19 protein-coding genes are annotated in these 23,833 nt (G+C 49.1%); 16 read left to right on the top strand and 3 right to left on the bottom strand.

The features are described from left to right. Positions 1-71 precede the first annotated feature (71 nt). From BC351_RS28370 to BC351_RS28330, 9 genes are all read left to right on the top strand, one after another. On the top strand, positions 72-1,025 hold the full coding sequence (locus BC351_RS28370) for a carbohydrate ABC transporter permease (protein WP_244209207.1): 954 nt from the start codon (positions 72-74) through the stop codon (positions 1,023-1,025). Further along, positions 1,022-1,834, top strand: coding sequence for a carbohydrate ABC transporter permease (locus tag BC351_RS28365; RefSeq protein WP_079417337.1), 813 nt, complete (start codon positions 1,022-1,024; stop codon positions 1,832-1,834). The genes BC351_RS28370 and BC351_RS28365 overlap by 4 nt, the downstream gene beginning before the upstream one ends. Before the next feature lie 53 nt (positions 1,835-1,887). Beyond that, positions 1,888-5,049: a beta-galactosidase, LacZ type gene (lacZ, locus tag BC351_RS28360; RefSeq protein ID WP_079417335.1), complete on the top strand. Its 3,162-nt coding sequence runs from the start codon at positions 1,888-1,890 to the stop codon at positions 5,047-5,049. Further along, entirely contained in the window at positions 5,042-5,824 is a 783-nt protein-coding gene (locus tag BC351_RS28355; protein ID WP_079417333.1) for an SDR family NAD(P)-dependent oxidoreductase, read from the top strand. The genes lacZ and BC351_RS28355 overlap by 8 nt, the downstream gene beginning before the upstream one ends. Positions 5,825-5,914: 90 nt before the next feature. Then, a complete protein-coding gene (gcvPA, locus tag BC351_RS28350; protein ID WP_144028558.1) occupies positions 5,915-7,315 on the top strand; it encodes an aminomethyl-transferring glycine dehydrogenase subunit GcvPA in 1,401 nt (466 codons plus the stop codon). Positions 7,316-7,345: 30 nt separating this feature from the next. Continuing rightward, positions 7,346-8,905, top strand: coding sequence for an aminomethyl-transferring glycine dehydrogenase subunit GcvPB (gene gcvPB / locus BC351_RS28345; protein WP_079417330.1), 1,560 nt, complete (start codon positions 7,346-7,348; stop codon positions 8,903-8,905). Between the two features lie 104 nt (positions 8,906-9,009). Beyond that, on the top strand, positions 9,010-9,657 hold the full coding sequence (locus BC351_RS28340; protein WP_079417328.1) for a response regulator transcription factor: 648 nt from the start codon (positions 9,010-9,012) through the stop codon (positions 9,655-9,657). Beyond that, positions 9,650-11,041 (top strand): sensor histidine kinase, encoded by a 1,392-nt coding sequence (locus BC351_RS28335; protein WP_079417326.1) that lies wholly within the window; start codon positions 9,650-9,652, stop codon positions 11,039-11,041. Before BC351_RS28340 ends, BC351_RS28335 begins: the two co-directional genes overlap by 8 nt. A 373-nt stretch (positions 11,042-11,414) precedes the next feature. Next, complete coding sequence (locus tag BC351_RS28330) at positions 11,415-13,853, top strand: glycoside hydrolase (RefSeq protein ID WP_079417324.1); 2,439 nt, start codon at positions 11,415-11,417, stop codon at positions 13,851-13,853. 688 nt (positions 13,854-14,541) lie between these two features. Here the strand turns inward: BC351_RS28330 and modB are convergent. Together modB and modA are read right to left on the bottom strand one after the other, a co-directional pair. Then, positions 14,542-15,213: a molybdate ABC transporter permease subunit gene (modB, locus tag BC351_RS28325; RefSeq protein WP_079417322.1), complete on the bottom strand. Its 672-nt coding sequence runs from the start codon at positions 15,211-15,213 to the stop codon at positions 14,542-14,544. A 2-nt stretch (positions 15,214-15,215) separates the two neighbouring features. Next, a complete protein-coding gene (gene modA, locus BC351_RS28320; protein ID WP_079417320.1) occupies positions 15,216-16,058 on the bottom strand; it encodes a molybdate ABC transporter substrate-binding protein in 843 nt (280 codons plus the stop codon). Positions 16,059-16,230: 172 nt separating this feature from the next. Here modA and BC351_RS28315 point away from each other — a divergent pair, with 172 nt between their 5' ends. From BC351_RS28315 to BC351_RS28280, 7 genes are all read left to right on the top strand, one after another. Next, entirely contained in the window at positions 16,231-17,175 is a 945-nt protein-coding gene (locus BC351_RS28315) for a helix-turn-helix transcriptional regulator (protein ID WP_079417318.1), read from the top strand. 295 nt (positions 17,176-17,470) lie between these two features. Further along, positions 17,471-18,178: a metal ABC transporter ATP-binding protein gene (locus tag BC351_RS28310; protein WP_079417419.1), complete on the top strand. Its 708-nt coding sequence runs from the start codon at positions 17,471-17,473 to the stop codon at positions 18,176-18,178. Next, complete coding sequence (locus BC351_RS28305; RefSeq protein ID WP_079417316.1) at positions 18,124-19,014, top strand: metal ABC transporter permease; 891 nt, start codon at positions 18,124-18,126, stop codon at positions 19,012-19,014. Before BC351_RS28310 ends, BC351_RS28305 begins: the two co-directional genes overlap by 55 nt. 32 nt (positions 19,015-19,046) lie before the next feature. Further along, a complete protein-coding gene (locus BC351_RS28300; protein ID WP_079417314.1) occupies positions 19,047-20,030 on the top strand; it encodes a metal ABC transporter substrate-binding protein in 984 nt (327 codons plus the stop codon). A 61-nt stretch (positions 20,031-20,091) separates the two neighbouring features. Next, positions 20,092-21,303 (top strand): GTP-binding protein, encoded by a 1,212-nt coding sequence (locus BC351_RS28295; RefSeq protein WP_079417312.1) that lies wholly within the window; start codon positions 20,092-20,094, stop codon positions 21,301-21,303. Positions 21,304-21,387: 84 nt separating this feature from the next. After that, the gene (gene rpmG, locus BC351_RS28285; protein ID WP_079417310.1) at positions 21,388-21,537 is read left to right on the top strand and encodes a 50S ribosomal protein L33; all 150 of its coding nucleotides are present in this window, start codon (positions 21,388-21,390) and stop codon (positions 21,535-21,537) included. 100 nt (positions 21,538-21,637) lie between these two features. Continuing rightward, the gene (locus BC351_RS28280) at positions 21,638-22,111 is read left to right on the top strand and encodes a hypothetical protein (protein WP_079417417.1); all 474 of its coding nucleotides are present in this window, start codon (positions 21,638-21,640) and stop codon (positions 22,109-22,111) included. Positions 22,112-22,543: 432 nt separating this feature from the next. Here the strand turns inward: BC351_RS28280 and tnpC are convergent. Then, on the bottom strand, positions 22,544-23,833 hold a 1,290-nt coding region (gene tnpC / locus BC351_RS28275), incomplete at its 5' end, for an IS66 family transposase (protein ID WP_079413542.1).

The raw sequence follows: 23,833 nt of genomic DNA, 5'->3' as shown, positions 1-23,833 counted from the left end.
GATAGCCTCTACAGAAAGAAGGTTAGGAGATGGCTCAGACCTACCCGCAGCAAGCAAACACAGAACAAACAATGGCCAGCCTCATGACTAGAAGGAAAAGAAGTTGGGGTGGGGTCATTCCCTACCTCTTCATTTTCCCATGGATCTTCGGATTCCTAGTGTTCACGTTAGGGCCGTTGTTGTTCTCGCTCATTATTTCATTTTTTGATTGGCCGATTGTAGGAGAAGTGCACTTTATTGGTTTAGGCAATTATGTGGCTATGTTTACCGATGATCCGTTGTTCTGGAAATCGTTCGGCGTGACGATCAAGTTCGCAGCGTTGTTTGTCCCGCTCAATATCGCGGTGGCGCTTGGACTTGCGATTCTTCTGAATCAGAAGATGCGCGGCAGCGCGATCTTCCGAACGGCATTCTACCTGCCCTCTGTCATCTCAGGCGTTGCGCTGGCTATGATCTGGTCTTGGGTATACAGCGGCGATTACGGCATTCTGAATTATTTTCTGTCGATTATCGGTGTGCAAGGTCCGGACTGGTTAAATAATACGCACTGGTCGCTGGTAGCAATGGTCGTTGCCAGCCTATGGGGACAAGGCTCGATGATGCTCGTCTTTCTGGCCGGGCTGAAGGGGATACCGAAGGATCTTTACGAATCCGCGTCCATGGATGGTGCTGGGAAGCTCAGACAATTCTTCAGCGTTACGATTCCTATGCTCAGCCCGACCATTATCTTCAATCTCATTACGTCCATCATCGCAGCGTTCCAGCAGTTGACTCTTGCCCTTCTGCTCACAGGAGGCGGGCCGCTGAAATCAACGTATTTCTATGCGATGTATATGTACGAGAATGCCTTTAAGTTTTTTAAAATGGGATATTCCGCAGCAAACGCATGGTTCATGTTCCTTATTGTGCTCAGTTTGACGTTCCTTGTTTTCAAGTCGTCGGAGGCTTGGGTGTTCTATGAAGGTGAAATGAAAAATAAGCCGCAAAAGAAAGTGAAGTCTGGCGGGAGGAGGAAGTCGGCATGAAACGGATCATCGTCTATTCGCTTCTGATTGTCTGTTCGCTGCTGTTCATAGCTCCGCTGTTCTGGGCGGTGACAACAGCGCTGAAATCGCAGACCGAGCTCTACCTTTTCCCTCCCAAATGGATTCCATCCGTTTGGAAATTCAGTAATTTTGCCGATGCATGGACGATTCAGCCTTTTAATTTATTCCTGAAAAATACCGTCATCGTAACGTTGATGTCAACGCTTGGCCAACTGATCTCCTGTACACTCGTTGCCTACGGGTTTGCGAGATTTCAATTCAAAGGGCGCGATCTATTGTTTCTGGTGGTGCTTGCTACCATGATGATCCCTTGGGAAGTCACGATGATTCCGCAGTATATGGAGTTTAATTACTTGGGCTGGATTAATACGCTCAAACCGCTTATTGTTCCGTCGTGGTTCGGTTCGGCTTATTTCATTTTCTTGCTCAGACAGTTCATTTTGACGCTTCCCCGTGAGTTAGATGAGGCGGCAACGATTGATGGGGCTAATAAATTGGCCATTCTGGTGCGAATCATCGTTCCTCTTATGGGACCTTCGCTCATCCTAGTCGGCGTGTTTCAAATGATGAGCTGCTGGAACGACTATCTGGGACCGCTCATTTTCCTCAATGATCAATCGAAATACACATTGACGCTGGGATTGTCGCAGTTCAAGGGGATGTTTGGCGTCGATATGCAGTCCATTATGGCGATTACCTGCCTGATTTCCATCCCGCCGCTGGCCGTGTTCTTTTTCGCGCAGCGTTATATTGTCGGTGGGATCGCAAGTACGGGAATTAAAGGGTAGTTTGAAAATAGTTTAATAGACAGAGAGAAAGAGATTCGGGAGGAGAAGCAGCCATGCGTAACGAGAAGGTAACACGCGATTGGGATAATCTTGCAGTATTGGAGCGCAACCGCGCGAAGGGTCGGGCGTATTTTATCCCGTATTCTGATTCAGCCGAAGCTTTGAGCTATGACCGTGGGAGCTCCCCGTGGTTTAGATCATTGAATGGCAATTGGAAGTTTCACTATGCGAAGGGGCCAGAATGGGCACCGGAGGATTTCTACGAAGAAAATTATGATCTGTCCAGCTGGGATGAGCTTCAAGTTCCGGGCCACTGGCAGCTTAAGGGTTATGGAAACCCGCATTATACAGATTTATATTATCCGTTCCCGGTTGACCCTCCACATGTGCCAAACGATAATCCTACAGGAAGCTATGTACGGGAGTTTGAGCTTCCGCAGCACTGGGACGGCAGGAAACTGGCTGTGAAATTCGATGGCGTGGACAGTGCGTTCCATGTATGGATGAACGGGACATTCGTTGGTTACAGCCAAGGAAGCCGATTGACCTCCGAATTCGATCTGACGCCGTATGTGAAGCAGGGAATCAATCGCTTGGCAGTGCGTGTCTATCAATGGTCAGACGGCAGCTATTTGGAAGATCAGGACATGTGGTATATGAGCGGCATTTTCCGGGATGTTTATCTGATTTCGGAGCCGTCTTCTGTCCGTATCACGGACTATCGAATCGTGACCGAATTGGATGCGGAGTACAGCGATGCGATGTTATCGGTTCAAATTGAGCTGCAAGGCGATGCTCTGCAAGGAGGAATCCAGCTGCAGCTCTTCGATAACGCAGGTCATCTCGTTGTTTCGGCCGAAGAGCTGATTGCTGCCGCCACGACAGCTGAGCGGACGGTTCTGGAGCTCGCAATGCCGGTCGCGAAGCCTGCGCTCTGGAGCGCAGAGGCTCCGGCACTCTATCATTTGACCATATGCCTGCGGGATCAGAATGATAAGGTGATAGAGGCCGTGGCCCAGCGGGTTGGCTTCCGCAAGATTGAAGTGAAGGATGGCCAGTTTCTGGTGAACGGCAAGTCGATCTTGCTGAAAGGCGTCAACCGTCATGATCACCATCCCGATACAGGGCGTACTGTAACACTGTCAACCATGATACAAGATGTAAAGATGATGAAGCAGTACAACATCAATGCAGTCAGAACCGCTCATTATCCGAATGATCCGCGATTCTACGACATCTGCGACGAGTATGGCTTGTATGTTATGGAAGAAACCGATCTGGAGACCCACGGCTTCGAGCCTCTGGGCAATATTTCACGGTTAAGCGATGATCCTGCTTGGCAGGAAGCTTATGTCGACCGCGTACGCCGCATGGTGGAGCGTGATAAGAATCATCCATCGGTCCTGTTCTGGTCCCTTGGCAACGAGTCCGGCTTCGGCATCAACTTCCGAGCGATGTCGGCATGGTGCAAACAAGCAGATCCAACCCGGCTTATCCATTACGAAGAAGATCGGGAAGCGGAAGTGTGTGATGTGGTAAGCACCATGTACTCCTCCGTTGAGAAGATGACCGGTTTCGGTCAGCTGGTTGATCATCCTAAACCGCATATTCTCTGCGAATTCGCCCATGCGATGGGGAATGGCCCAGGCGGACTCAAACCGTATTTTGACACCTTCGATGCGTATAGAAGGCTGCAAGGCGGTTTCGTCTGGGAATGGATTGACCACGGAATCCGCCGAAAGACGGCGGATGGCCAAGATGATTATGCCTACGGCGGAGATTACGGCGATGTGCCGAACAATAGTAATTTTGTTATTGATGGTCTTGTCCAGCCGGACCGGACACCATCGCCGGGTCTTATTGAATATAAGAAAATTATTGAGCCTGTAAGGGTTGAGTATATCCAAGAGGATCGCATACGCATCGTGAATCGTTATGATTTTCTGACGCTGGATCATCTTCATGCGGCTTGGAGCGTGACGGTAGAAGGGCGGACCGTTCAGAGCGGCGTGCTCGTTCTTCCACGCATTGGGCCTGGTGAACAGGCAGAGCTGCATGTGCCTGTAACAGCAGATCCAATCTTATTGGAGCAGGGAGCGGAGCGCTGGTTGAATATCAGCTTCACGCTTGCCTCCGATTGCCTCTGGGGTGCGCAAGGCCATGAGGTAGCTTGGGGCCAGCTTGCTCTAGCCGCAGCTGTGAGCAGCGAACAAACCGGGAATGCGGAGATCAGCTCCAGCAGAGCTGCTAATAACGCTACGCCAATTCCGGCTTTATCCTGTGTAGAGAAAGAATATCAGCTTATTCTCGCGGGCGATTCATTCCGAATGGTATTCGATACGAGGCTGGCAAGAATCAGCTCGCTGCGAATGAACGGCCAGGAGCTTGTGAACAAGGGCCCGCGTCTTAATTTCTGGCGTGCGCCGATCGATAACGATATGTACGTCCTGCCGGATTGGCGCAAGGCGTATCTTGATAAGCTCAGTGAAAGAATAGATCATTGCCGCTGGGAGCGGCTGAACGAAGGCACGATTCGGATAATTTGGTCGTCTCGCGTTGCCCCTCCGGTATTCGACTGGGGTTTCCGATGTGAAACGACCTACACCATAACGGGTTCTGGTCTCATCGTGATCGACGTGCAGGGTGTTCCTGAAGGCAAGCCGCCTGCCATGCTGCCGAAGATTGGACTCCAGATGGAGATGCCCGGTGACATGGATACAGTGAAATGGTATGGACGTGGCCCTGGAGAGAACTACTCTGATAGCAAGGAAGCTGGACGGTTTGGGGTGTATCGGAAATCTGTCGATGAGCTGTTCACTCCTTATATTTATCCGCAGGAAAACGGCAACCGCACTGATGTAAGATGGATATCCATCGCCAATGGCGCCGGAATCGGCCTGCTTGCGGCAGGAGCGCCAACCCTTGAATTCAGCGCAAGACGATATACGGATGCTGACTTAGAAGCAGCCAAGCATGCAAGTGAGCTTGTGCCGCGTGACTTCATTACACTCAATCTGGATTACAGGCAGAATGGTCTAGGAAGCAACAGCTGTGGACCTGCTCAATCTCCAGAGAACACGGTCACCTCGGAAGCATTTCGCTTCCAGCTGCTGCTAAGGCCTTATTTATCCGAAGATGCATCGCCAGAACGATTGAATCATCAAATGAGACGAGAAATGAAGCAGTTACAACAGGAGGGAACAAACCATGCTTAATACACATGACTTATTAAATGTAGCGGGAAAAATTGCTGTTGTGACCGGCGGAGCATCAGGCATTGGCCTTGCGACCGCTGAGCTGCTGGCCAGCTTCGGAGCTTATGCCATCTTGCTTGATATTAACGAAGCGCAAGGAGAATCGGCAGTTGCTGGCATCAAACAGCAGGGGGGGCAGGCGAGCTTCTATCGCTGTGATGTGTCATCCTCTGCGGATTGCCAGCGTGTTGCCGCAGACATAGATGCAGCTCACGGACGAATCGATATATTGTTCAACAATGCCGGGATTATTCGTCGTAAAACGGTCGTTGAGCTGGAAGAACGCGACTGGGACTTAGTTATTGATGTCTCTTTGAAGGGTGTGTACCTGCTGTCCAAATATATCGTTCCGATCATGGAGCGGCAGGGCGGTGGAAGCATCATCAACTCCGGCTCCGGCTGGGGACTCAAAGGCGGAGATCGCGCTGCCGCCTACTGCGCGGCCAAAGCGGGCGTCGTCAATTTAACGCGGGCGATGGCTATTGATCATGGCGCCGCCAACATCCGCGTGAACTGTGTATCGCCAGGCGATACCGATACGCCGCTGCTGCGGGATGAAGCCAAGCAGCTTCAGCGCAACGAGGCTGAATTCCTTGTTGCCTCGGCAGGCGGCCGCCCGCTGGAAAGGCTGGGAACACCACGCGATATCGCGAATGCGGTGCTTTTTCTGGCTAGCGACATGTCTTCATGGGTAACGGGAAGCGTGCTTGTCGTAGATGGCGGGGGCATTGCCTAAGGGCGATTCAAGTCCAGCCGCTGCTCAGCGGCAGCTAGCCAAGCAAGCCAAGAATCTAAGCGTACACAACGATGAATGGAGGCGTTACCTTTGCCTAATAACAGAACTTATGCTCATCCTTATATACCGAATACCGTGCCTGAGGTTCGTGATGCGATGCTGAAGGAGATCGGATTGACCTCGATGGATCAACTGCATGATGCTATTCCAGACAGCTTGAAGCTCGATCGGGAGATGAACCTCCCGCCAGCCATGACGGAATATGAGCTGCGCCGTCATATTGATGGCCTGCTCGCCAAGAACAAGCATGGTGCCGCTTATCTGAATTTCCTCGGAGCGGGCTGCTGGCAGCACTTTATTCCGGCTGTGTGTGACGAAATTAACCAGCGTTCCGAGTTCGTGACGGCTTATGCCGGTGAACCCTATGAGGATCACGGGCGCTTTCAAACACTGTTCGAGTATCAAAGTCTGATGGCGGAACTCGTTGATATGGATGTCGTCAATGTCCCGACCTTCGACTGGGCGCAAGCGGCTTCAACCGCGATTCGGATGGCGGGCCGTCTGACAGGCCGCCGTGTTGCGCTGATTCCGAAGTCTGTCGATCCCGACAAAGTGATGATTATTAACAACTACTGCACGCCTGTGATGGAACTGCGTTTTGTTGAAATTGACGAGACAACCGGCAAGATGGATTTGGCTGATTTGCGCAGCAAGCTGTCGAGCGACATAGCTGCCGTTTATTTCGAGAATCCGGGTTACTTGGGCATCATCGAGGACCAAGGCAATGAAATTTCCGAGTTGGCGCATTCCGTGGATGCCATCTGCATCGTTGGCGTGGACCCGATCTCACTTGGCGTTCTGCAGCCTCCCAGCCAGTACGGCGCAGACATCGTCTGTGGAGATTTGCAGCCGCTGGGAATGCATATGAACTACGGCGGCGGGCAAGCCGGATTTATCGCGACACGTGACGAAGAGGCTTACGTTATGGAATATCCATCACGCTTGTTCGGCATCGTGCCAACGGAGGTTGAAGGCGAATATGGCTTCGGCGATGTCGCCTATGAGCGGACATCATTCGCGCTTCGTGAGAAAGGGAAGGAGTCTGTAGGTACCCAGACCGCATTATGGGGGATAACCGCAGGTGTCTATCTGTCCTTGCTTGGGCCAACGGGGATGCAGGAGGTCGGCGAGACGATCATGCAGAAGGCGCAATATGCAGCCATGAAACTTTCGGCCATTCCGGGCATTTCCCTGCGCTTCGGAGAGACAGCTTTCTTCAAGGAGTTCGTTGTTGATTTCAACGATACAGGCCTAACCGTCGCAGAAGTGAATGCACGCCTGTCTGAAGCGGGTATATTCGGAGGCAAAGATTTGTCCTCTTCTTTCCCGGCGTGGGGACAATGCGCTCTCTATTGTGTGACGGAAATTCATTCGCAGGCCGATCTAGAGCGTCTGGCAGACACCATTCAAACTATCGTTCGCAAACCGTGATCGACTTATATAGAGAAAGGACGGAACGCCATGAAACGAATTCGCAGAGACCATAAAGTTCGTAATTTTCATCAAGCTAAATGGGATGAGCCCGTCATATTCGAGCTTCACCGTCAAGGGGAGCGAGGGGTTATTCCGCCAGGGACGGAAGCAGGCATTGCAGCTCAGGTAGGAGACGGTATTGGGCGCATTCCGCTATCCATGAAGCGAAGCAAAGCCCCTGCTTTGCCTGAGATTGGTCAAGCCAAGGTACTTCGGCATTATTTGCGCTTATCCCAAGAGACTCTTGGCTCCGATTTGAATGTCGAGATCGGGCAAGGGACTTGCACGATGAAGTATATTCCGCGCATCAACGAAATGCTGATCCGTACGCCGCATATGATGGAGCTTCATCCCTTGCAGGAGGCAGATTCTGTGCAGGGCATGCTGGAGATCTTCTATAAGCTGGACCTTGCTATGCGTGAAATCAGCGGGATGGACGCCTTCTCGTTCCAGCCAAGCAGCGGCACGCAAGCCTTGCTTGCGATGGCCTCCATTGTTCGCGCTTATCATGATTCGCGGGGCGAGGGAGATCAGCGGGATGAGATCATCACGACGATATTCTCCCACCCCTCACAAGCGGCGACTGCTGCGGTCAAGGGGTACAAAATCATTACGCTGCATCCTGACGAGGACGGCTTCCCGGATCTGGAGAAGCTGAAAGCTGTCATCTCCGAGCGAACAGCCGGTTTTGTCGTTGCGAACCCGGAAGACACAGGCATCTATAACCACCGAATCCGCGAGTTTACGGACATTGTTCACGAAGCAGGCGGAGTCTGCTTCTATGATCAAGCTAATGCCAATGGCTTGCTTGGCATCACGAGAGCGAAGGAAGCCGGCTTCGACATGTGCTTCTTCAATTTGCATAAGACTTTTGCGGCTCCACATATGTGTGGTGGTCCGGCTACAGGCGCACTGGGTGTAAGTGAGGAGCTTAAACGCTTCTTGCCGGGACCGCTCGTGGACTACGATGGAAGCCGTTATGTGTTGAAGAATCAGACGTCAGACAGCATTGGCAAAGTCCGCAGCTTCCATGGGGTAGCTCAGACGGTGCTGCGCTCCTATGCTTGGATTATGAGCCTTGGCCCCGATGGGCTGAAGGATGTCGCCCAAATTGCCGTTCTGAACAACAATTATCTCTATCACAAAATCCTGCAAATCCGCGGAGCGAGCGCACCGTATATCAAAGGACGCCGCCTCGAGCAAGTGCGCTACAGCTGGAAGCAGCTGACCGATGAGACGGGTGTCACGACAGAGGATATTACCCGCCGCATGTGTGATTTCGGCCTGCATTACTGGACGTCCCACCATCCATATATCGTGAAGCAGCCCTTTACCTTGGAGCCGACAGAGTCGTATTCCAAAGAGGATTTGGACGAATACATTCAGGCGCTGGCGCATATTTCGAATGAAGCCTACACACAGCCTGATATCGTACGGTCAGCTCCACATAATAGTACCGTTCACCGGAACGATGAATCGTCGCTGGATGATCCGAAGCAATGGTGCATCACATGGCGGGCCTATTTGAAAAAGACACAACTGATGTAATAATGCTACCTATGAAGGGCTCCGTGAGGGGCCTTTTCTGTTTTTCCCAGTTCTCATAGTATAATAGCTCAAATAGCTTATGACATTCGAGGAGGAGCCCTTTTATGAACATATTAATCGCCGATGACGAACCCTTCATGCTTAAGATTCTAAAAGCTTATTTCGAAAAAGAGACCTTTACAACCTTTCTGGCCAAAGATGGAGAAGAAGCTCTGCAAATGTTCTATGATCATAAAATAAATCTAGCGGTTCTCGACTGGATGATGCCTAAGCTAAGCGGTATACAGGTATGCAAGGAAATAAAAAGACTGAGTAAAACCAAAGTATTGTTATTAACCGCCAAAGACGAGGATGAGGACGAGCTGACTGCCCTGCAATCGGGTGCTGATGACTATATAAGCAAACCTTTTGATCCGCGGATATTAATGCTGAGAGCCAAGAAAATGCTGCAGCTGGATGCACAGGTTAGGATGGGAGATTTGACCATCGACATGGAAGGACAACGGATTTTCAGAAATGGGAAGGACTTGCAGGCGACGAATAAAGAGTTTCATTTGATCAAATATTTTATCGAGAACAGAGGGATGATTATCTCCAGAAAAGCTTTATTGGACGGGGTGTGGGGCTTCGATTATTTCGGGGAAGAACGAACGGTGGATACGCATATTCGAAGGCTAAGAGAGAAGATTGGCGATCATCGGATAAAGACGCACCGCGGCATGGGCTACAGCTGGGAAGAAACAAATGACTAAGCTAAATAAAAAGTTAATTGCCCGAATTTCACTGGTATTTATTCTTGTCTCCTTGTTTTCTTATGGGGTGAATACGTTTTTTTTGCCGCAATATCTTTTATACCAAAAAAAGCATGAGCTAGCGGCAATAACCGAGCAAATTCTTAAGATGGATACAAGTCAGGTGCTGCAAGATGCACAAGGTATTGAAGAAAAGTACGGTGTGACTATCGTATACGCCTCAAGTGCGGAGAACATCGATCATTTAAATCAGATTATCAGTGATAAATTGAGCAAAAAAGGGATTACTCTGAGCAAGTTCTGGATAACGGAAGAAAGTATGGTCAAGCTCAATGAGAATAATATGGTTAGAAAAATATACAATCAAGAAAAATTGAAATCGAGCTTTCTTGTTACTTTTATGAAAAAAGATGCCTATCTGCTCGTCGTTGGCGAATCCATATCGCATTCCACAGATACGCTTGCGATCGTTAATCAGTTTAATGTCTATCTTTATATCGGAGGGCTGCTGCTGCTGATTCTATTGTCAGGACTGTTTACGAAACAAATCGTGAGGCCCTTGACCCAAATTCAAGAGGCAGCGGAGGGGATATCCAAGTTATCGTTTACGAAGGTGCATATTCAGACTGGGGATGAAATTGAGTCCTTAGCGCTCAGTATTAACCAAATGAGCGAGAAATTAGAGCAGGCCCATCAAGCCTTGGAACATAAAAATCAAAATTTACGTGACTTTATCGCCAATATTTCACATGAGCTGAAGACACCGCTTGCGTTAATTAAAGCCTACACTTCCGGAATAAAGGACGGCCTCGATGATGGCACATACCTGGATGTGATTGGACAGCAAACCGATGATATTTCGGGCTTAGTCAGCAAATTGCTGGAACTTTCCAAGCTGCAAACAGACCACTATCAGATGAACTCCTTTGATTTTCAAGCCTTGCTGCATAAAATAAGGGAAAAACATCGCATCTCTGTGCAGCAGCAGCACATTGAAATTTTACTGAATGACGGCTTGCTCGCAGATTCATGGGTATTCGCAGATGAGCAGAAGATCGAAATGGTGCTGAACAATTTGATTTCTAATGCTATAAAATATACAACCAATGGGAACATCCGAATGGTTATGGGGAATAGGGAAGGCCAGTTGTATTTCTCGATTGCCAATGGTGTTGAGCTTGTAGAACCCATGAAATGGGATCAAGTATGGGAACCTTTCTACGTTATGGAAAGTTCGCGGAGCAAGCAGCTAAGCGGAACTGGCTTAGGATTGTCGATCGTAAGAACCATTTTGCAAAAACACGGCTCACAGTTTGGTCTCAATATTCAGAACGGAGAAATTGAGTTTTATTTTACATTACCGATACATACGAAGGAGCAGTAGGGCATTGCGACAATTCATGTTGCGATGTCTTTTTTTATTTTGTCATATTGATGTAACATTCGGAACTTATGATTGTCCCTATGATTCGTGCAGCTTTGCTGAGGCAATCACACCAACTAAGGAGAATGGAGGTATTATGTGGTCAACTTCAACACGGATTAGTCGGCGGGATTTTCTGAAGAAGAGTGTTCAGGGGGCGAGCCTTATACACACCTCCTCACGCGAGTAAATATACAGCCGGTTTGTATCAAGTTCCGAACACGACACGCGGCATAGGGATGACTCGTTTTCCTTTAAGGTTTAATTGTCGCCCGGAATTAACGGTGATGACATTGCAAACAGAATCCATTGAATATCAGGAGATGAATAAGTGATGCGAAATAAACTTCGTATGTTTAGTTTCATAAGTGTTATTACGGTGTTGGCAGCAGGAATCTGCCTGTACACGATAGATTGGCAGAGATCCGAAACGATCTCCGTCAGGCCCTCTGCTTCTCCCCAAGCAGCTGATAAAATCATGGATACGGCCGATGCTACCCTCATAGAGCCTTTACCGGATGAAAAGCAGATAGACGGCTCGCAAGTCGATTTAGTAACGAAGGACCTGACTGTTCGAATTGTTCCCAGCACTTGGGAGTTCAAGTTAGGAGCGGTCGACAAGTCTTGGATCACAATTTCTCAAGCGCAGCCTACGGTCAAAGTACAGAACGTAAAGCTGGGAAGCTCAAGCGCCAGTTGGGAAGTCCCTTCTAATGGCTTGAAAGTGTTTATCCAAGTTGTTAATAAATCGCTGAAAGTCAAGGTAGAGTCGAGCAAAGAAACTTCGATCACATGGCCGATTCTAGGGAAGCAATTGGACAGCAAAGCTATGATTCTTCCGCTTGCAGAGGGGCGTTACGTGCCAACACAGGACAAAGACTGGCTGCAATATCTAACAAAGAGCGGTGAATCGAGCCTGAACGAAGCATTTTCCATGCCGTTTTGGGGAGTGCAAGGGGACGGGTTTTCTTTGACTTATCGGGTGGACAACCCGTTCAATGATGCCGTTCATTTTACGAATGATCAGGAGCAATTAGGGCTGGGTGTGAAGCATGATTTCACGGCCAAATCCGTGCATCAGCCGTACGGGGTAGCGATTTATTTAGGTACGGAGAACCTGAACGAACCAGCCAAAATCTTTCGCCAAACCTTGCAGGACCGCAAGCAATTCGTAACGCTGCAGGATAAAATCCAGAAAAACCCCGGTGTGCAAAAGCTGTTGGGAGCGGCTCATGTATACATGTGGGGAAGCGGAAATATAGCTCCGGAAGATATTACGGATTGGGGCAAACTTGCCAAACTAATAACCAGCCAAGGCAAATCCACAACAGCTTCGCCAGCCAAACAAGTGTGGCAGCTGCTGGATAAAGAGGGGCAGGAGGCACTTTCCGCCATTGCCGCGCAGAATTATGCCGATTCGTTTCAGAAAAATACAGCAGCCCGAAGCCTAGGGGATGTGCTGAGCAAGCAGGAGTTTTATCAGGCAGATGCTTGGAGCGGGGTAAAGCTCGATTCGAAGGTGCAGACATTGCTGAGCAAACCGAATACAGCTTTAAATGAAACGGAGCTTTATCAACGAAATAACCTGTTGTTAACGGATGCGTTCCCGGGAATATTTGCCCCTGTGGAGTCTTGGGGAGACGGGATATCAACAAAAATGCTGAAACAATTCCAAACGGCTGGCTTGGACCGCTTATGGTTGGGCGTGTCGGACTGGCAGCTGGCCTACAAACATCCAGAGTTCGTGCAGCAAGCGGAATCCATGGGCTATTTAGCAGGTACCTATGATTCCTACAATACGGTTCTGGACCCGGTGCATCCGGCTGATCCTTCGTTTACGACAGCCATTTTTGACCAATGGCTTTATGACAATGGGGCTGTGGTCCGTGCCGACGGCAAGAAAGAGCCCGGCTTTCAAAAGAAAGGTTATACGATAAGCCCTCTCGTTACGCTGCCTTACATGGAAAAGCGCTTCTCGGCCATTATGGCGAATACCCCATTAAATTCATGGTTCGTTGACGCCGATGGCGACGGTCAATTGCACGAAGATTATTCAACCGAGCATCCTGCAACCGAGCAAGACGATATGAATGCCAAAATCAAACGATTGAATTGGTTTGCGAATCAGCAGATGGTCGTTGGCACAGAAAAAGGAGAATGGTACACGGCGGCCTCGGTCGCATTTGCTCATGGCATGACAACGCCGGCGCTTGGTGCTTGGATGGATAAAGACATGGGAGATAAATCTTCGAAATACTATCTGGGTTCGTATTGGCCACCGGAGGGCCCCGATTTCTTTATCAAACCAGTGCCCTTGAAGCCAATCCTCGATAAAATATATGTGGACCCTCAGTTCCAATTTCCCTTGTATGAGCTTGTGTATCACGATTCGGTGATTACAACCCATCACTGGGGAATGGGAAGTTTGAAAATTAGCGATAAAGTGAAAACGCGGTCGTTGACCGAACTGCTGTATACAGTTCCTCCTTTATACCATTTGAATCTCAAAGCCTGGGAGCAGGATAAAGGAACGATCAAGAAATATTACGACGTCTTCTCGCCGCTGCATAAACAGGCTGCTGTATTGGAAATGACACGATTTGACTGGCTTTCACCCGATCGTCTCGTACAAAAAACAACCTACGGAAACAAGCTGGAAATCGTAGCGAACTACTCATCCCAGAGCTTTTCATATGAAAATGCAAACGTTCCTGCTCAAAGTGTATGGATTCATTGGTTGGAAAAGGGAGAGACGCAGATTTTCACACCTTAGTTTTCATGGTGCAAGAAAATATGGATCGATCCAGTTTGAATCGGCCAGCTAGTCGGCGCCCAGTTAGGCGTTGCGTGGTGGTGGCGGGGAGTAGAGGTGTAGTGAGCGTTAATGAGAGACAGCGGACTGCACGCGGAACAGAATGCCTGCAAAAGTGCAGGCATTTTCAGAGATTATCGTGTGAAAAGCGAAAAAGCCTGCGATTATGCAGGAATTTTCCGCTTTTTCCTCCCGAAATCAAACAAGTGGCTCAAAAGGATGCACAATCGCAGGAATATCTAGTTTTCGAGCTTTATAGAGCGTAAAAGGATGCACAATTGCAGGTTTTCAGCGGTTATCGGTCTACAAGATGACTTCATTGCTTCAGGTCATCCGTCTGCAGAGTGGCGGGTCCCCCTCCACAAGTTGATTTCTTGGCGCCCAGTTACCGTTCGACAAGTAGACTTCATTGCATCAGGCTATCCGTCCACAGAGAGGCGCGTTCCCCCTCCCAGAGTCGACTCTCCGCTGGAGTTCACTCGCTAGTATATGTCGGATCCCACTTGGCGGCTCATGCTGCTAAGTAGCAGTCGCATCATGATACTGAACAAGTCCCCAATAACATACAAAAACGCCTCCAAAACCACTAATCAAGTGGGGGAGGCGTTTTCTAATTGGTGAGCTCGATGGCATAGGGGACAGCCTCTTGTTAATCCTTCCCTCTGCGGTTAACGATTAGCAGCAAGGCGAATGAGATGGCTGTTATGGTTGCCACCCAGCACCATGCGAGTGTCTGATTGCCGGATTCGACGGCCAGATAGATGGCGGTTGGCAGCGTCTGTGTTTTGTGCGGGATGTTGCCGGCAATCATAAGCGTAGCGCCGAATTCGCCAAGCCCGCGGGCGAAGCCAAGGATGTAAGCGGCCGCTACGGAACGCCATGCCAAGGGGATGGTGATGTAGCGCAGCACTTGCCACTCACTCGCGCCCATCGATCTGGCTGCGTCCTCCAGCTTGGTGTCCATAGAGGCAAAACCAACCTTCATCGTCTGGTAGACGAGCGGAAAAGCGACCACGATCGAGGCAATGACAGCAGCGCCCCAGGTGAAAATGATCGATTGATCAAACAGGTAGGTCATGGCTTGCCCAAACCAGCTTCGCTTGCCAAGAATGATGAGCAAGATGAATCCGATCACTGTCGGAGGCAAGACCAACGGCAGGAGGATGCTGGTTTCCAGGAAGATTTTGCCCCTGAATGCCTTGCGAGACATCCACCAAGCACAACAGCCTCCCAATAGCAGTACAAAAATGCTAGAAACGACAGCAACCTTCAGCGAAAGGAGAATGGGGTCAATGAAATCGCTCCAAAGCACCTGATTCATCCTTATTTAGGAATGGAAAAACCGAATTTCACAAACACATCTTGGGCTTCTTTGCTTTGCAAATACGTGTAGAATTCGTTAATTTCCTTGCTATGCTTGGTTGCTTTGACGATGCCAATCGGATACTCAATGGGGGTGTAGGTTTTCGGGTCAACTGAGAACGCAACTTTCACCTGCTTGGAAGTCAGCGCATCGGTTTTGTACACGAAGCCGGCTTCAGCATTGCCAGACTCCACATAGGTGAGAACTTGACGAACGTCTTTCCCTTGAACAAGCTTGCTTTGCAGCGGATCCCACAGCTTGGCAGAGGTCAAAGCTTCTTTGGCATAGCTGCCGGCAGGAACCGTCTGAGGCTCGCCAACGGCGACATGCTTGATTTCTGCGCCGGAGAGCTCGTCGATCTTTTGCACAGCGACTTTGCCATCGGCGGGTGTTACAACGACTAGTTCATTAATGAGCAGATTTTTTTGCTGCGCGGGATCAATAAGTTGTTTATCTACGAGTGCTTTCATATTTTTGGTCGCTGCGGATAAGAACATGTCCGAGGGAGCGCCTTGCTCGATTTGCTGCTGCAGGGCTCCGGAGGCTCCGAAGTTAAAGTTTAATTTCAATTGTTTATTTTTACTTTCGAAATTGGTCTGAATTTCTTTCAAAGCATCGGTCAAGCTGGCTGCTGCCGAGATGGTGAGCTCTACCTTTTCCACAGATGCTGAAGCGGTTGGAGTTGCTTGTGCAGAAGGTGAGCTGACAGTTGCAGGTGCTTTTTGACTGGAGCATCCTGTGAAGATGACGGCAGCAAGGGTAAGAGCAGATAACATTGTGCTGGCTTTCAATAATTTAGACATGATTTCCCCTCCGATATGATTTATCTATCTATTTACATCTAAATAGTTATATTTAGATATAACCTATTATATAGAGTTGCATTTTCTAAGTAAACCATTCGTACCGAAATCCATCATTCCCCGGGTTGTGTTACAATATAAGGAATCTGAAGAGCTTTAACGGAGGATGACAATGACAACGGACATATCTTATACAACTGAAGAAATTTCCAAATTATTAAAGATATCCAAGCTTACGGTCTACGATCTCATCAAAAAAGGTGAACTCTCCGCTTATCGTGTCGGGAAGCAAATGCGTGTGGACGCCTCCGACCTCGAAGCTTATAAAATACGTGCCAAAGGCGGTAAAGTGTATGCCTCCATGCCGGATATTCCCGTGCAGCAGCTTGCTCAGCCGACTCTAACATCGAAGAAAGACATTGTCATTACGGGTCAAGATGTCAGTTTGGACATTTTAAGTAAACATATCGAACGGAAACTCACGAGTTATAGGCCGCTTCGCTCCTACGTCGGAAGTTTGGATAGTCTTATATCCATGTACAAAGGCGAGTCGGATATCGTCAGTACGCATCTACTCGATGGCGATACAGGGCAATATAACCTGCCTTATATTCGGAGACTGCTAACCGGGAATTCCTATGTCGTTATCAATCTCGTTTCCCGTATGGCGGGGCTGTATGTGCCGCAAGGCAATCCGAAGCAGCTGCAAGGCTGGGACGACCTCAAACAACCAGGCTTGCGGGTTTCCAATCGGGAGAAGGGATCAGGTGCACGTGTGCTGCTGGATGAGCAGCTTCGGCTTCGCGGCATTTCACCACGGATATTAAGCGGCTATGGGCAGGAAGAATCCAATCATATGGGCGTTGCCGGGAAAGTAGCTTCTGGGGAGGCAGATTTTGGAGTCGGGATTGAGAAGGCGGCAAGCATGGTGGGTGGTGTCACATTCATTCCACTGATTCAGGAGCGGTATGATCTAGTCATGCTAAAAAAACCAGAAAACGCCGAATGGCTTGAGAGCGTGATAGCTATTCTGCAATCGAATGTATTTCAAAATGAATTGCGTCCCATTCAAGGTTATGATTTATCACAGACCGGCCAGATTTTATTTGAAAATTAGGAAGTTAGGGTCCATAAATTTTCGATGAAAAAGGGTCTTTTCGGCACGTTTGGGTAACGTGGATGAAGGGATTCCTTTCTTTTTATGTTGACATCCTTGGCGAAAAACGATATAGTCCTTTTTGTAATAAGTAATAATTACGATTAAACAACGACGCGTACTTTCAGAGCAAAAGTAAAATAGTGAACCGCAATGGACGCCTGCGTGTTTGCACAAGTTTAATTTAAAATCGTAAAATTTACATTTAATCAATATATATTTTATAAATAAAAAGCTTAGGAAGGGAGTTATGCGTATGTTAATTGCCTCAATGAAAGAAGTTGAATATGGCTATAGTGATACGCCTTGTATTCAAGATGCGAATGTTAACATTCAATCCGGCGAATTTGTGGCCGTAACCGGGCCTAATGGCGCATCGAAATCAACCTTATTAAAGCTGATGCTGGGCTTGTTTAAGCCGTGGAAGGGGCGAGTATTTCTATCGCCTACGAATAAAGAAGGCCAACCGCTGAGGGTCGGATATGTTTCACAGCAAATTGCCGCGTTTAACAGCGGATTCCCAAGCACGATTCTCGAATTCGTGATGTCCGGCAGAGCAACAAGAGGCTCCTGGTTCCGCAAGATGAAGCAAGAAGATCTGGACCAGACCGAGAAAGCACTGCGCCAAATGGGGATGTGGGGATTAAGAGATCGGAAAATCGGTGAATGCTCAGGCGGGCAGAAGCAGCGCATTTGCATCGCGAGGGCGCTAGCTCAAGAACCGGACTTACTGGTGCTCGACGAGCCTACGACGGGAATGGATCAAGAGAGTCGGCTTGGCTTCTATGAGCTGATGAATCAGCAAGTCAAGGAACAGGGAAGAACGGTTATCATGGTTACACACGGTCTATCCGAAGTAGCGCCTTACCTCGATCGTATCATTGAACTGGAGCGGAAGGAGGAGGGGGGATGGAGATGCTGCACTACGACTTCATGCAGCGGGCATTTTGTGCCGGTGGGTTAATTGCGCTGCTCGCTTCTGTGCTGGGCGTATATCTCATGCTGCGCAGGCAAGCTTTGATGGCTGATATGCTGTCGCATGTCTCGCTTGCCGGCGTTGCGGCAGGAGCCTATCTACATATCAATCCGACCTTAACAGGTTTTGTTGTAGCGACCATTGGAGCTATTGCAGTGGAATATGTAAGAAGGTCCTTCAAAACCTATAGCGAAATTTCGGTAGCCATCATCATGGTGGGAGGCCTTTCTACGGCAGTAGTACTGATGAGCCTTAATCAAAGCATCAATAAAGGCTTCTCTGCTTACCTTTTCGGATCGGTTGTTGCCGTCAATCAAACGGAATTGATCCTGATGTTTGCCGTAGCGCTAATCGGCGGCACCTTCTTCTACGTGCTTCGGCGGCCCTTATATCAAATCACCTTCGACGAGGATACGGCCAAAACAAGCGGCTTGCCGGTGTCCTGGATATCCTTGGGCTTCAGCGTGGTAACAGGGATGATTGTTTCAGCAGCGATGCCGATTGTGGGCGTTCTGCTCGTCTCTGCGCTTGTCGTCTTGCCTGCGGCGCTGGCTATTCGAATTGCCCCCAGCTTTTATGCAGCGCTCTTTATTGCAATGGGGATTGGGCTGCTTGGGGTATTTTCGGGGCTAACGGTTTCGTTTCAGCTCAGCACGCCTCCGGGCGGAACGATTGCTTTGCTTCTTTTGGGCTTCCTTCTTGTGGGTCTAAGCTTGAAAAAGGCCATCCTCAAATGGGGCAAATCCAGAAATGCTGTCACTGCCGATGCGGACACTGCTCCGATTAGCAGCATACCGCGTTTATCCAAAGAATCATCTTTATAAAGAGTATCTATTATTTTAGGAGGAACTACACAATGTACAAAACATGGATTAAACAATCAGCAGTACTCACAGTGCTATCCGCTGTTCTGCTCTCAGGGTGCACATCGAACTCGACTTCAACGACGGCGGTCAGCACGCTAAACCCGGAAGTAACCGGCACGAGCAAGCTGAAAGTAGTCACGACCTTTTATCCGATGTATGAATTCACGAAACAGGTCGCAGGCGATTATGCCGATGTGATCGGGCTTATTCCGGCTGGTGCCGAGCCTCACGATTGGGAACCAAGCGCCAAGGACATGGCGCAGCTCAAAACGGCGAATGTATTTGTCTATAACGGCATAGTCGAAGGCTGGGCCAAGAAAGCGTTGGAGAGCGCAGCTAACGATAAACGTGTAGTGGTAGAAGCAAGCAAAGGCATCCAACTGATGGAAGGTTTGCCCGAAGAGGAAGAAGGCGAAGCTCATGATCATGGGGAAGCTGACGGCGGTAAAATCCTCGATCCGCATGTATGGCTTGATCCGGTTCTTGCGCAGCAGGAAGTGATCGCCATTCAAGCTGGTTTGGCGCAAGCAGATCCGGCGCACAAGGCAGATTACCAGAAGAATGCGGATGCTTTCATCGCCAAGCTGAAGAAGCTGGACGAGTCCTATAAGTCCGAGCTGAAGGATGTGAAGCGCAAGGAATTCGTCACTCAGCACGCAGCATTTGGCTATTTGGCGAAAGACTACGGCTTGAAGCAGATTCCGATTGCCGGCTTGTCGCCCGAGGAAGAACCGTCACCGGAAAAGATGGCAAACGTCGTCAAATTTGCGAAAGAAAATCAAGTGAAAACGATCTTTTTTGAAACATTGGTCGATCCCAAAATCGCCGCCACCATCGCCAAAGAAATCGGGGCCAAAACAGATGTGCTGAACCCTCTCGAAGGACTCACCGATGAAGATAAGAAAAATAATCTGGACTATATCGGTATTATGGAAAACAACCTGAAAGCTTTGAAGAAAGCTTTAAATGAATAAGAAGTAATTTCAGCAGCTCATTAAATCGTAAAAATTACTGTAATGATAGGAGGCAACATGCATGCGCGAAGCGGATAAAAAGATTCCTGTAACCGTATTAAGCGGGTACTTGGGAGCGGGAAAGACGACCTTGCTTAACCATGTTTTGAATAATCGTGATGGTCTTAGGGTTGCTGTTATCGTCAATGATCTGAGTGAAGTCAATATAGATGCAGACCTGATTCGAGAGGGCAGCGGAATTTCGCGGACGAATGAGAAGCTTGTTGAAATGTCGAATGGCTGCATCTGCTGCACCCTGCGGGATGATCTGCTCAAGGAGGTAGAGAAGCTGGCCAAAGAGGGCAAGTATGACTATATTTTGATCGAGTCGACAGGTGTAGGCGAGCCATTGCCAGTAGCGCAAACCTTTACTTACATAGATGAGGAGCAGGGCATTGATTTATCGCAATTTTGTCGTCTTGACTGCATGGTGACGGTCGTAGACGCCTACCGTTTCTGGCATGATTATGCCTCCGGCGAGACGCTGCTGGATCGCAGCCAAGCGGTAGATGAGCAGGATACGCGTGACGTGGTCGATTTGCTTATCGATCAAATTGAGTTCTGCGATGTGCTCATCTTGAACAAATGCGATCAGGTGAGCGCAGCTGATCTGGAGGAGCTGGAAGGAGTGCTTCGCACCCTTCAGCCAAGAGCCAAGCTGCTTCGCGCGGTGCAGGGGGCTGTGAATCCTGCTGAGATCTTGAATACGCAGCTGTTTAATTTCGATGAAGCCAGCACATCAGCTGGCTGGATGAAAGAAATGGAAAAAGAGGTGCACACGCCGGAAACCGATGAATACGGTATTGCTTCTTTTGCCTATGAGCGTGTAAAGCCCTTCCATCCTGAACGCTTGATGGAGTGGATGAAGGAGTGGCCGGCTGAAATCGTCAGAGCCAAGGGGATCATGTGGCTGTCCACTCGGAATGATTTTGCCCAGAATATGAGCCAAGCAGGGCCTTCCATTCGTTTCGGGCCAGCGGGCTATTGGGTCGCGGCACTGCCGGAGGAAGAGAAGGCAGCCGTACTCGAGGAGGATGCAGATCAGATTCGGCATTGGGATGAGGTCTATGGAGATCGTGTGAATAAGGTCGTCTTTATTGGCATGGATATGGACAAAACTGAAATTACACGCGACCTGGATGCGTGTTTGCTGACAGATGCAGAAATGCTGGAAGATTGGACGCATTATGAGGACAATCTCCCCAATGCCATGATGGAAATAGAAGCAGGTTAACGAATCGCAACCAACCGACGAACCAACCAACCGAGGAACCAACTGAGGAACCAACCAATCAATCAACCATAGGAGGTGAATCTCATGAGAGTCGTCATTACTTTGGCATGTACCGAAACGGGTGATCGGAATTACACTACGACGAAAAATAAGCGAAATAACCCGGAACGTTTGGAGCTGCGCAAGTATTGTCCGCGTTTGAAGCGCCATACGTTGCATCGTGAGACGCGTTAACGTACTATGAATAAGCAGGAAGGCGGGCGAATCGGCACCGCCTTTTTTCTTGGGTATAGCCGCAGGAAGCAATCTTTCAATGAAGGGGGAAATGTCGGCCATGTCCAATAGAAACATAGACGAACCCAATGAAATTATACTTAGCACTCATTCGGAGGCCAGCTGGGGACGTAGACGGCAGGAGCTGCGGGACTGGACGGACAGCCTTAAGCTTCGGAGGCAGCCGAAAAGAACGCTGCTGCTGGACGAAGTGTATGTAGACGCGGAGCTGCATAGGACGCTCACGCTGCTTCGAGAGAAACATATTCAGACGGAATTCTCCTGTGCAGGTGTAAGTCTGCTGGATGAGCCCGAAGATCATTCCCTTTACGCCTATCTAACCTTGATTGCCTCTAAGGAAGCGGAGAATTTTATCCAGAGTACGATGAAGCTGATGAGACATCGCTTAATGGTCACGTTTGAACCGAATCGCAGCCGATATGATTTATCTTCCTTTTATATAGGCCATAATCGGTCCTTCTGTCGGCTGCTGGAGCGCAGCGCTGAATTATTTGATCCTCCAATTTCCATCTGAGGAACTGTTTCCACAAGCCACCCCGTCCGCAGGTCACCCGTCTACAGGTGGCGGGTCCCCCCTCCAGAGTCGACTCTCCGTGAAATTACTCCCTCCGTATATGAGGGATTCCGCTTGGCGGCTCATGCTGCTAAAGAGCTGTTTCAAAAAGGTGTTAGGAGATGTAATGAGCTTTTGGTGAGAGGTGGCGAGGTGGTGCGGTGAGCGTATGTGAGCTTTCAGTGAGCATGAGTGAGATGCAGCGGGCCTGAATTCCTGCAAAAGTGCAGGCATTTTCGATATTATCGTGTGAAAAGCGGAAAAGCCTGCGATTATGCAGGCTTATTCCGCTTTTACCTCCCGAAATCAAACAATTGGCTCAAAAAGATGCACTTTCGCAGGAATATCTAGTTTTAGAGCTATATAGAGCGCAAAAGGATGCATAATCGGTTACTACTCAGGACTCCGAGTAAAAAAGCTGAAATCACCAGCGTAAGCCAATTTCAGTGATGTAAGAATAGGATGATTTTGTTTAATCAACGTGGAGATAAAGCTTCGGATGGTCGCAAAGAAGCCCGGGGTCGTTTCCGAACGAAAACAGCCGGATATTTTCCGCTTAACGGCAATCATGCGAAGATCACGTTCGGCTTGGTTATTATCAAAGGGAATATTGGCATCTCGAAGATACCCCAAGATACTTTCCTTGTGGTCACGGAATCGTGCCCAAAGATTTGCGGCCTTACTCTTACGCGGTTTTCCCCTGCGCCCTGATTGGAGCAGGGGCTCCTTTTCGAGCTCGACCTTTCCCATCTCTAGAATCATCTCATACCGTCGTTCGTAGTTGCCGATGGCTGTTTCGGTAAGTGGCCTACCTAATTTTCTGGTCTTGCGGGTGATGGACCAGCTTGTATGCAGCAGTGTGAGCATAGCGCTGGCCCATCGATGCCCGTCATATTCCTCAATCCCTTTGCACTCCCGAGATAAATGGGCATTGCATAAGGCATGTTTGAAGGTAAAGTCTTTATCCTGTTTAAAATACGGCCCATAAAAGTCGTGGATCACTGTACCCGTATAGGAAGGCAGTACGTTTAGCGACTTCATCCCCGCGGTTCCGCGGCTAGAATGGACACCAAGCAAGGTCCAGTTCTTCGTACTGTTCACATGAACCCAGTGTCCCTCTTTGTCTACATGCACGCCCGTTTCATCGGCATGGATTACGGGACTGGCAAGGAGATTATGACGAATGACCTCTTCGTAGGGAAGTAAGCTTTCAGCCATTTTACGGATACTTGAAAGAAGTGTTGCCTGACTTGGCCGACACCCCGTCAACACATGAAGAAGATCGGTTGTGCGAGCAAGCGGGAGCATTTGGTGCGTATGCAAATAAGCGGCTACAGCAGTGAACCGCTCACCGTATTGGGCACGTGCATGGACGCCTTTAGGGAAGATGCCTTTCTGCAAGGTGTGGCAACATGGGCACTTTTTCTTCTCGGCTCGGTGCTCCGTCACCTCCATGACAGGAACAGGGATGTCAAAAACCTGTCGACGCTCATACCCTAGACATGCGACGTCCTCAAGTGAGACCGCACAGTTCTCACAGACTAAAACCGGATGAATAATGGTTGTAGTGGGATCGTCTATGCAAGAAAGGGTATGCCCTTTATGGCCGACAGGTCCTCCCTTTTTTCCGCCGGACTTCCGGTGATTCTTAGGTTCACGCTTCAGGTCACTAGACGGCGGCCA

The organism is Paenibacillus ferrarius (genome assembly GCF_002027705.1).
GTDB classification, from domain to species: domain Bacteria; phylum Bacillota; class Bacilli; order Paenibacillales; family NBRC-103111; genus Paenibacillus_E; species Paenibacillus_E ferrarius.
This window is presented reverse-complemented; position numbering and strand designations above follow the sequence as displayed.

Coding starts and splice junctions, on each gene's coding strand:
- BC351_RS28370 (WP_244209207.1), top strand. CDS start 72: ATGGCCAGCCTCATGACTAGAAGGAAAAGAAGTTGGGGTGGGGTCATT.
- BC351_RS28365 (WP_079417337.1), top strand. CDS start 1,022: ATGAAACGGATCATCGTCTATTCGCTTCTGATTGTCTGTTCGCTGCTG.
- lacZ (WP_079417335.1), top strand. CDS start 1,888: ATGCGTAACGAGAAGGTAACACGCGATTGGGATAATCTTGCAGTATTG.
- BC351_RS28355 (WP_079417333.1), top strand. CDS start 5,042: ATGCTTAATACACATGACTTATTAAATGTAGCGGGAAAAATTGCTGTT.
- gcvPB (WP_079417330.1), top strand. CDS start 7,346: ATGAAACGAATTCGCAGAGACCATAAAGTTCGTAATTTTCATCAAGCT.
- BC351_RS28340 (WP_079417328.1), top strand. CDS start 9,010: ATGAACATATTAATCGCCGATGACGAACCCTTCATGCTTAAGATTCTA.
- BC351_RS28335 (WP_079417326.1), top strand. CDS start 9,650: ATGACTAAGCTAAATAAAAAGTTAATTGCCCGAATTTCACTGGTATTT.
- BC351_RS28330 (WP_079417324.1), top strand. CDS start 11,415: ATGCGAAATAAACTTCGTATGTTTAGTTTCATAAGTGTTATTACGGTG.
- modB (WP_079417322.1), bottom strand. CDS start 15,213: ATGAATCAGGTGCTTTGGAGCGATTTCATTGACCCCATTCTCCTTTCG.
- modA (WP_079417320.1), bottom strand. CDS start 16,058: ATGTCTAAATTATTGAAAGCCAGCACAATGTTATCTGCTCTTACCCTT.
- BC351_RS28315 (WP_079417318.1), top strand. CDS start 16,231: ATGACAACGGACATATCTTATACAACTGAAGAAATTTCCAAATTATTA.
- BC351_RS28310 (WP_079417419.1), top strand. CDS start 17,471: ATGTTAATTGCCTCAATGAAAGAAGTTGAATATGGCTATAGTGATACG.
- BC351_RS28305 (WP_079417316.1), top strand. CDS start 18,124: ATGGAGATGCTGCACTACGACTTCATGCAGCGGGCATTTTGTGCCGGT.
- BC351_RS28300 (WP_079417314.1), top strand. CDS start 19,047: ATGTACAAAACATGGATTAAACAATCAGCAGTACTCACAGTGCTATCC.
- BC351_RS28295 (WP_079417312.1), top strand. CDS start 20,092: ATGCGCGAAGCGGATAAAAAGATTCCTGTAACCGTATTAAGCGGGTAC.
- rpmG (WP_079417310.1), top strand. CDS start 21,388: ATGAGAGTCGTCATTACTTTGGCATGTACCGAAACGGGTGATCGGAAT.
- BC351_RS28280 (WP_079417417.1), top strand. CDS start 21,638: ATGTCCAATAGAAACATAGACGAACCCAATGAAATTATACTTAGCACT.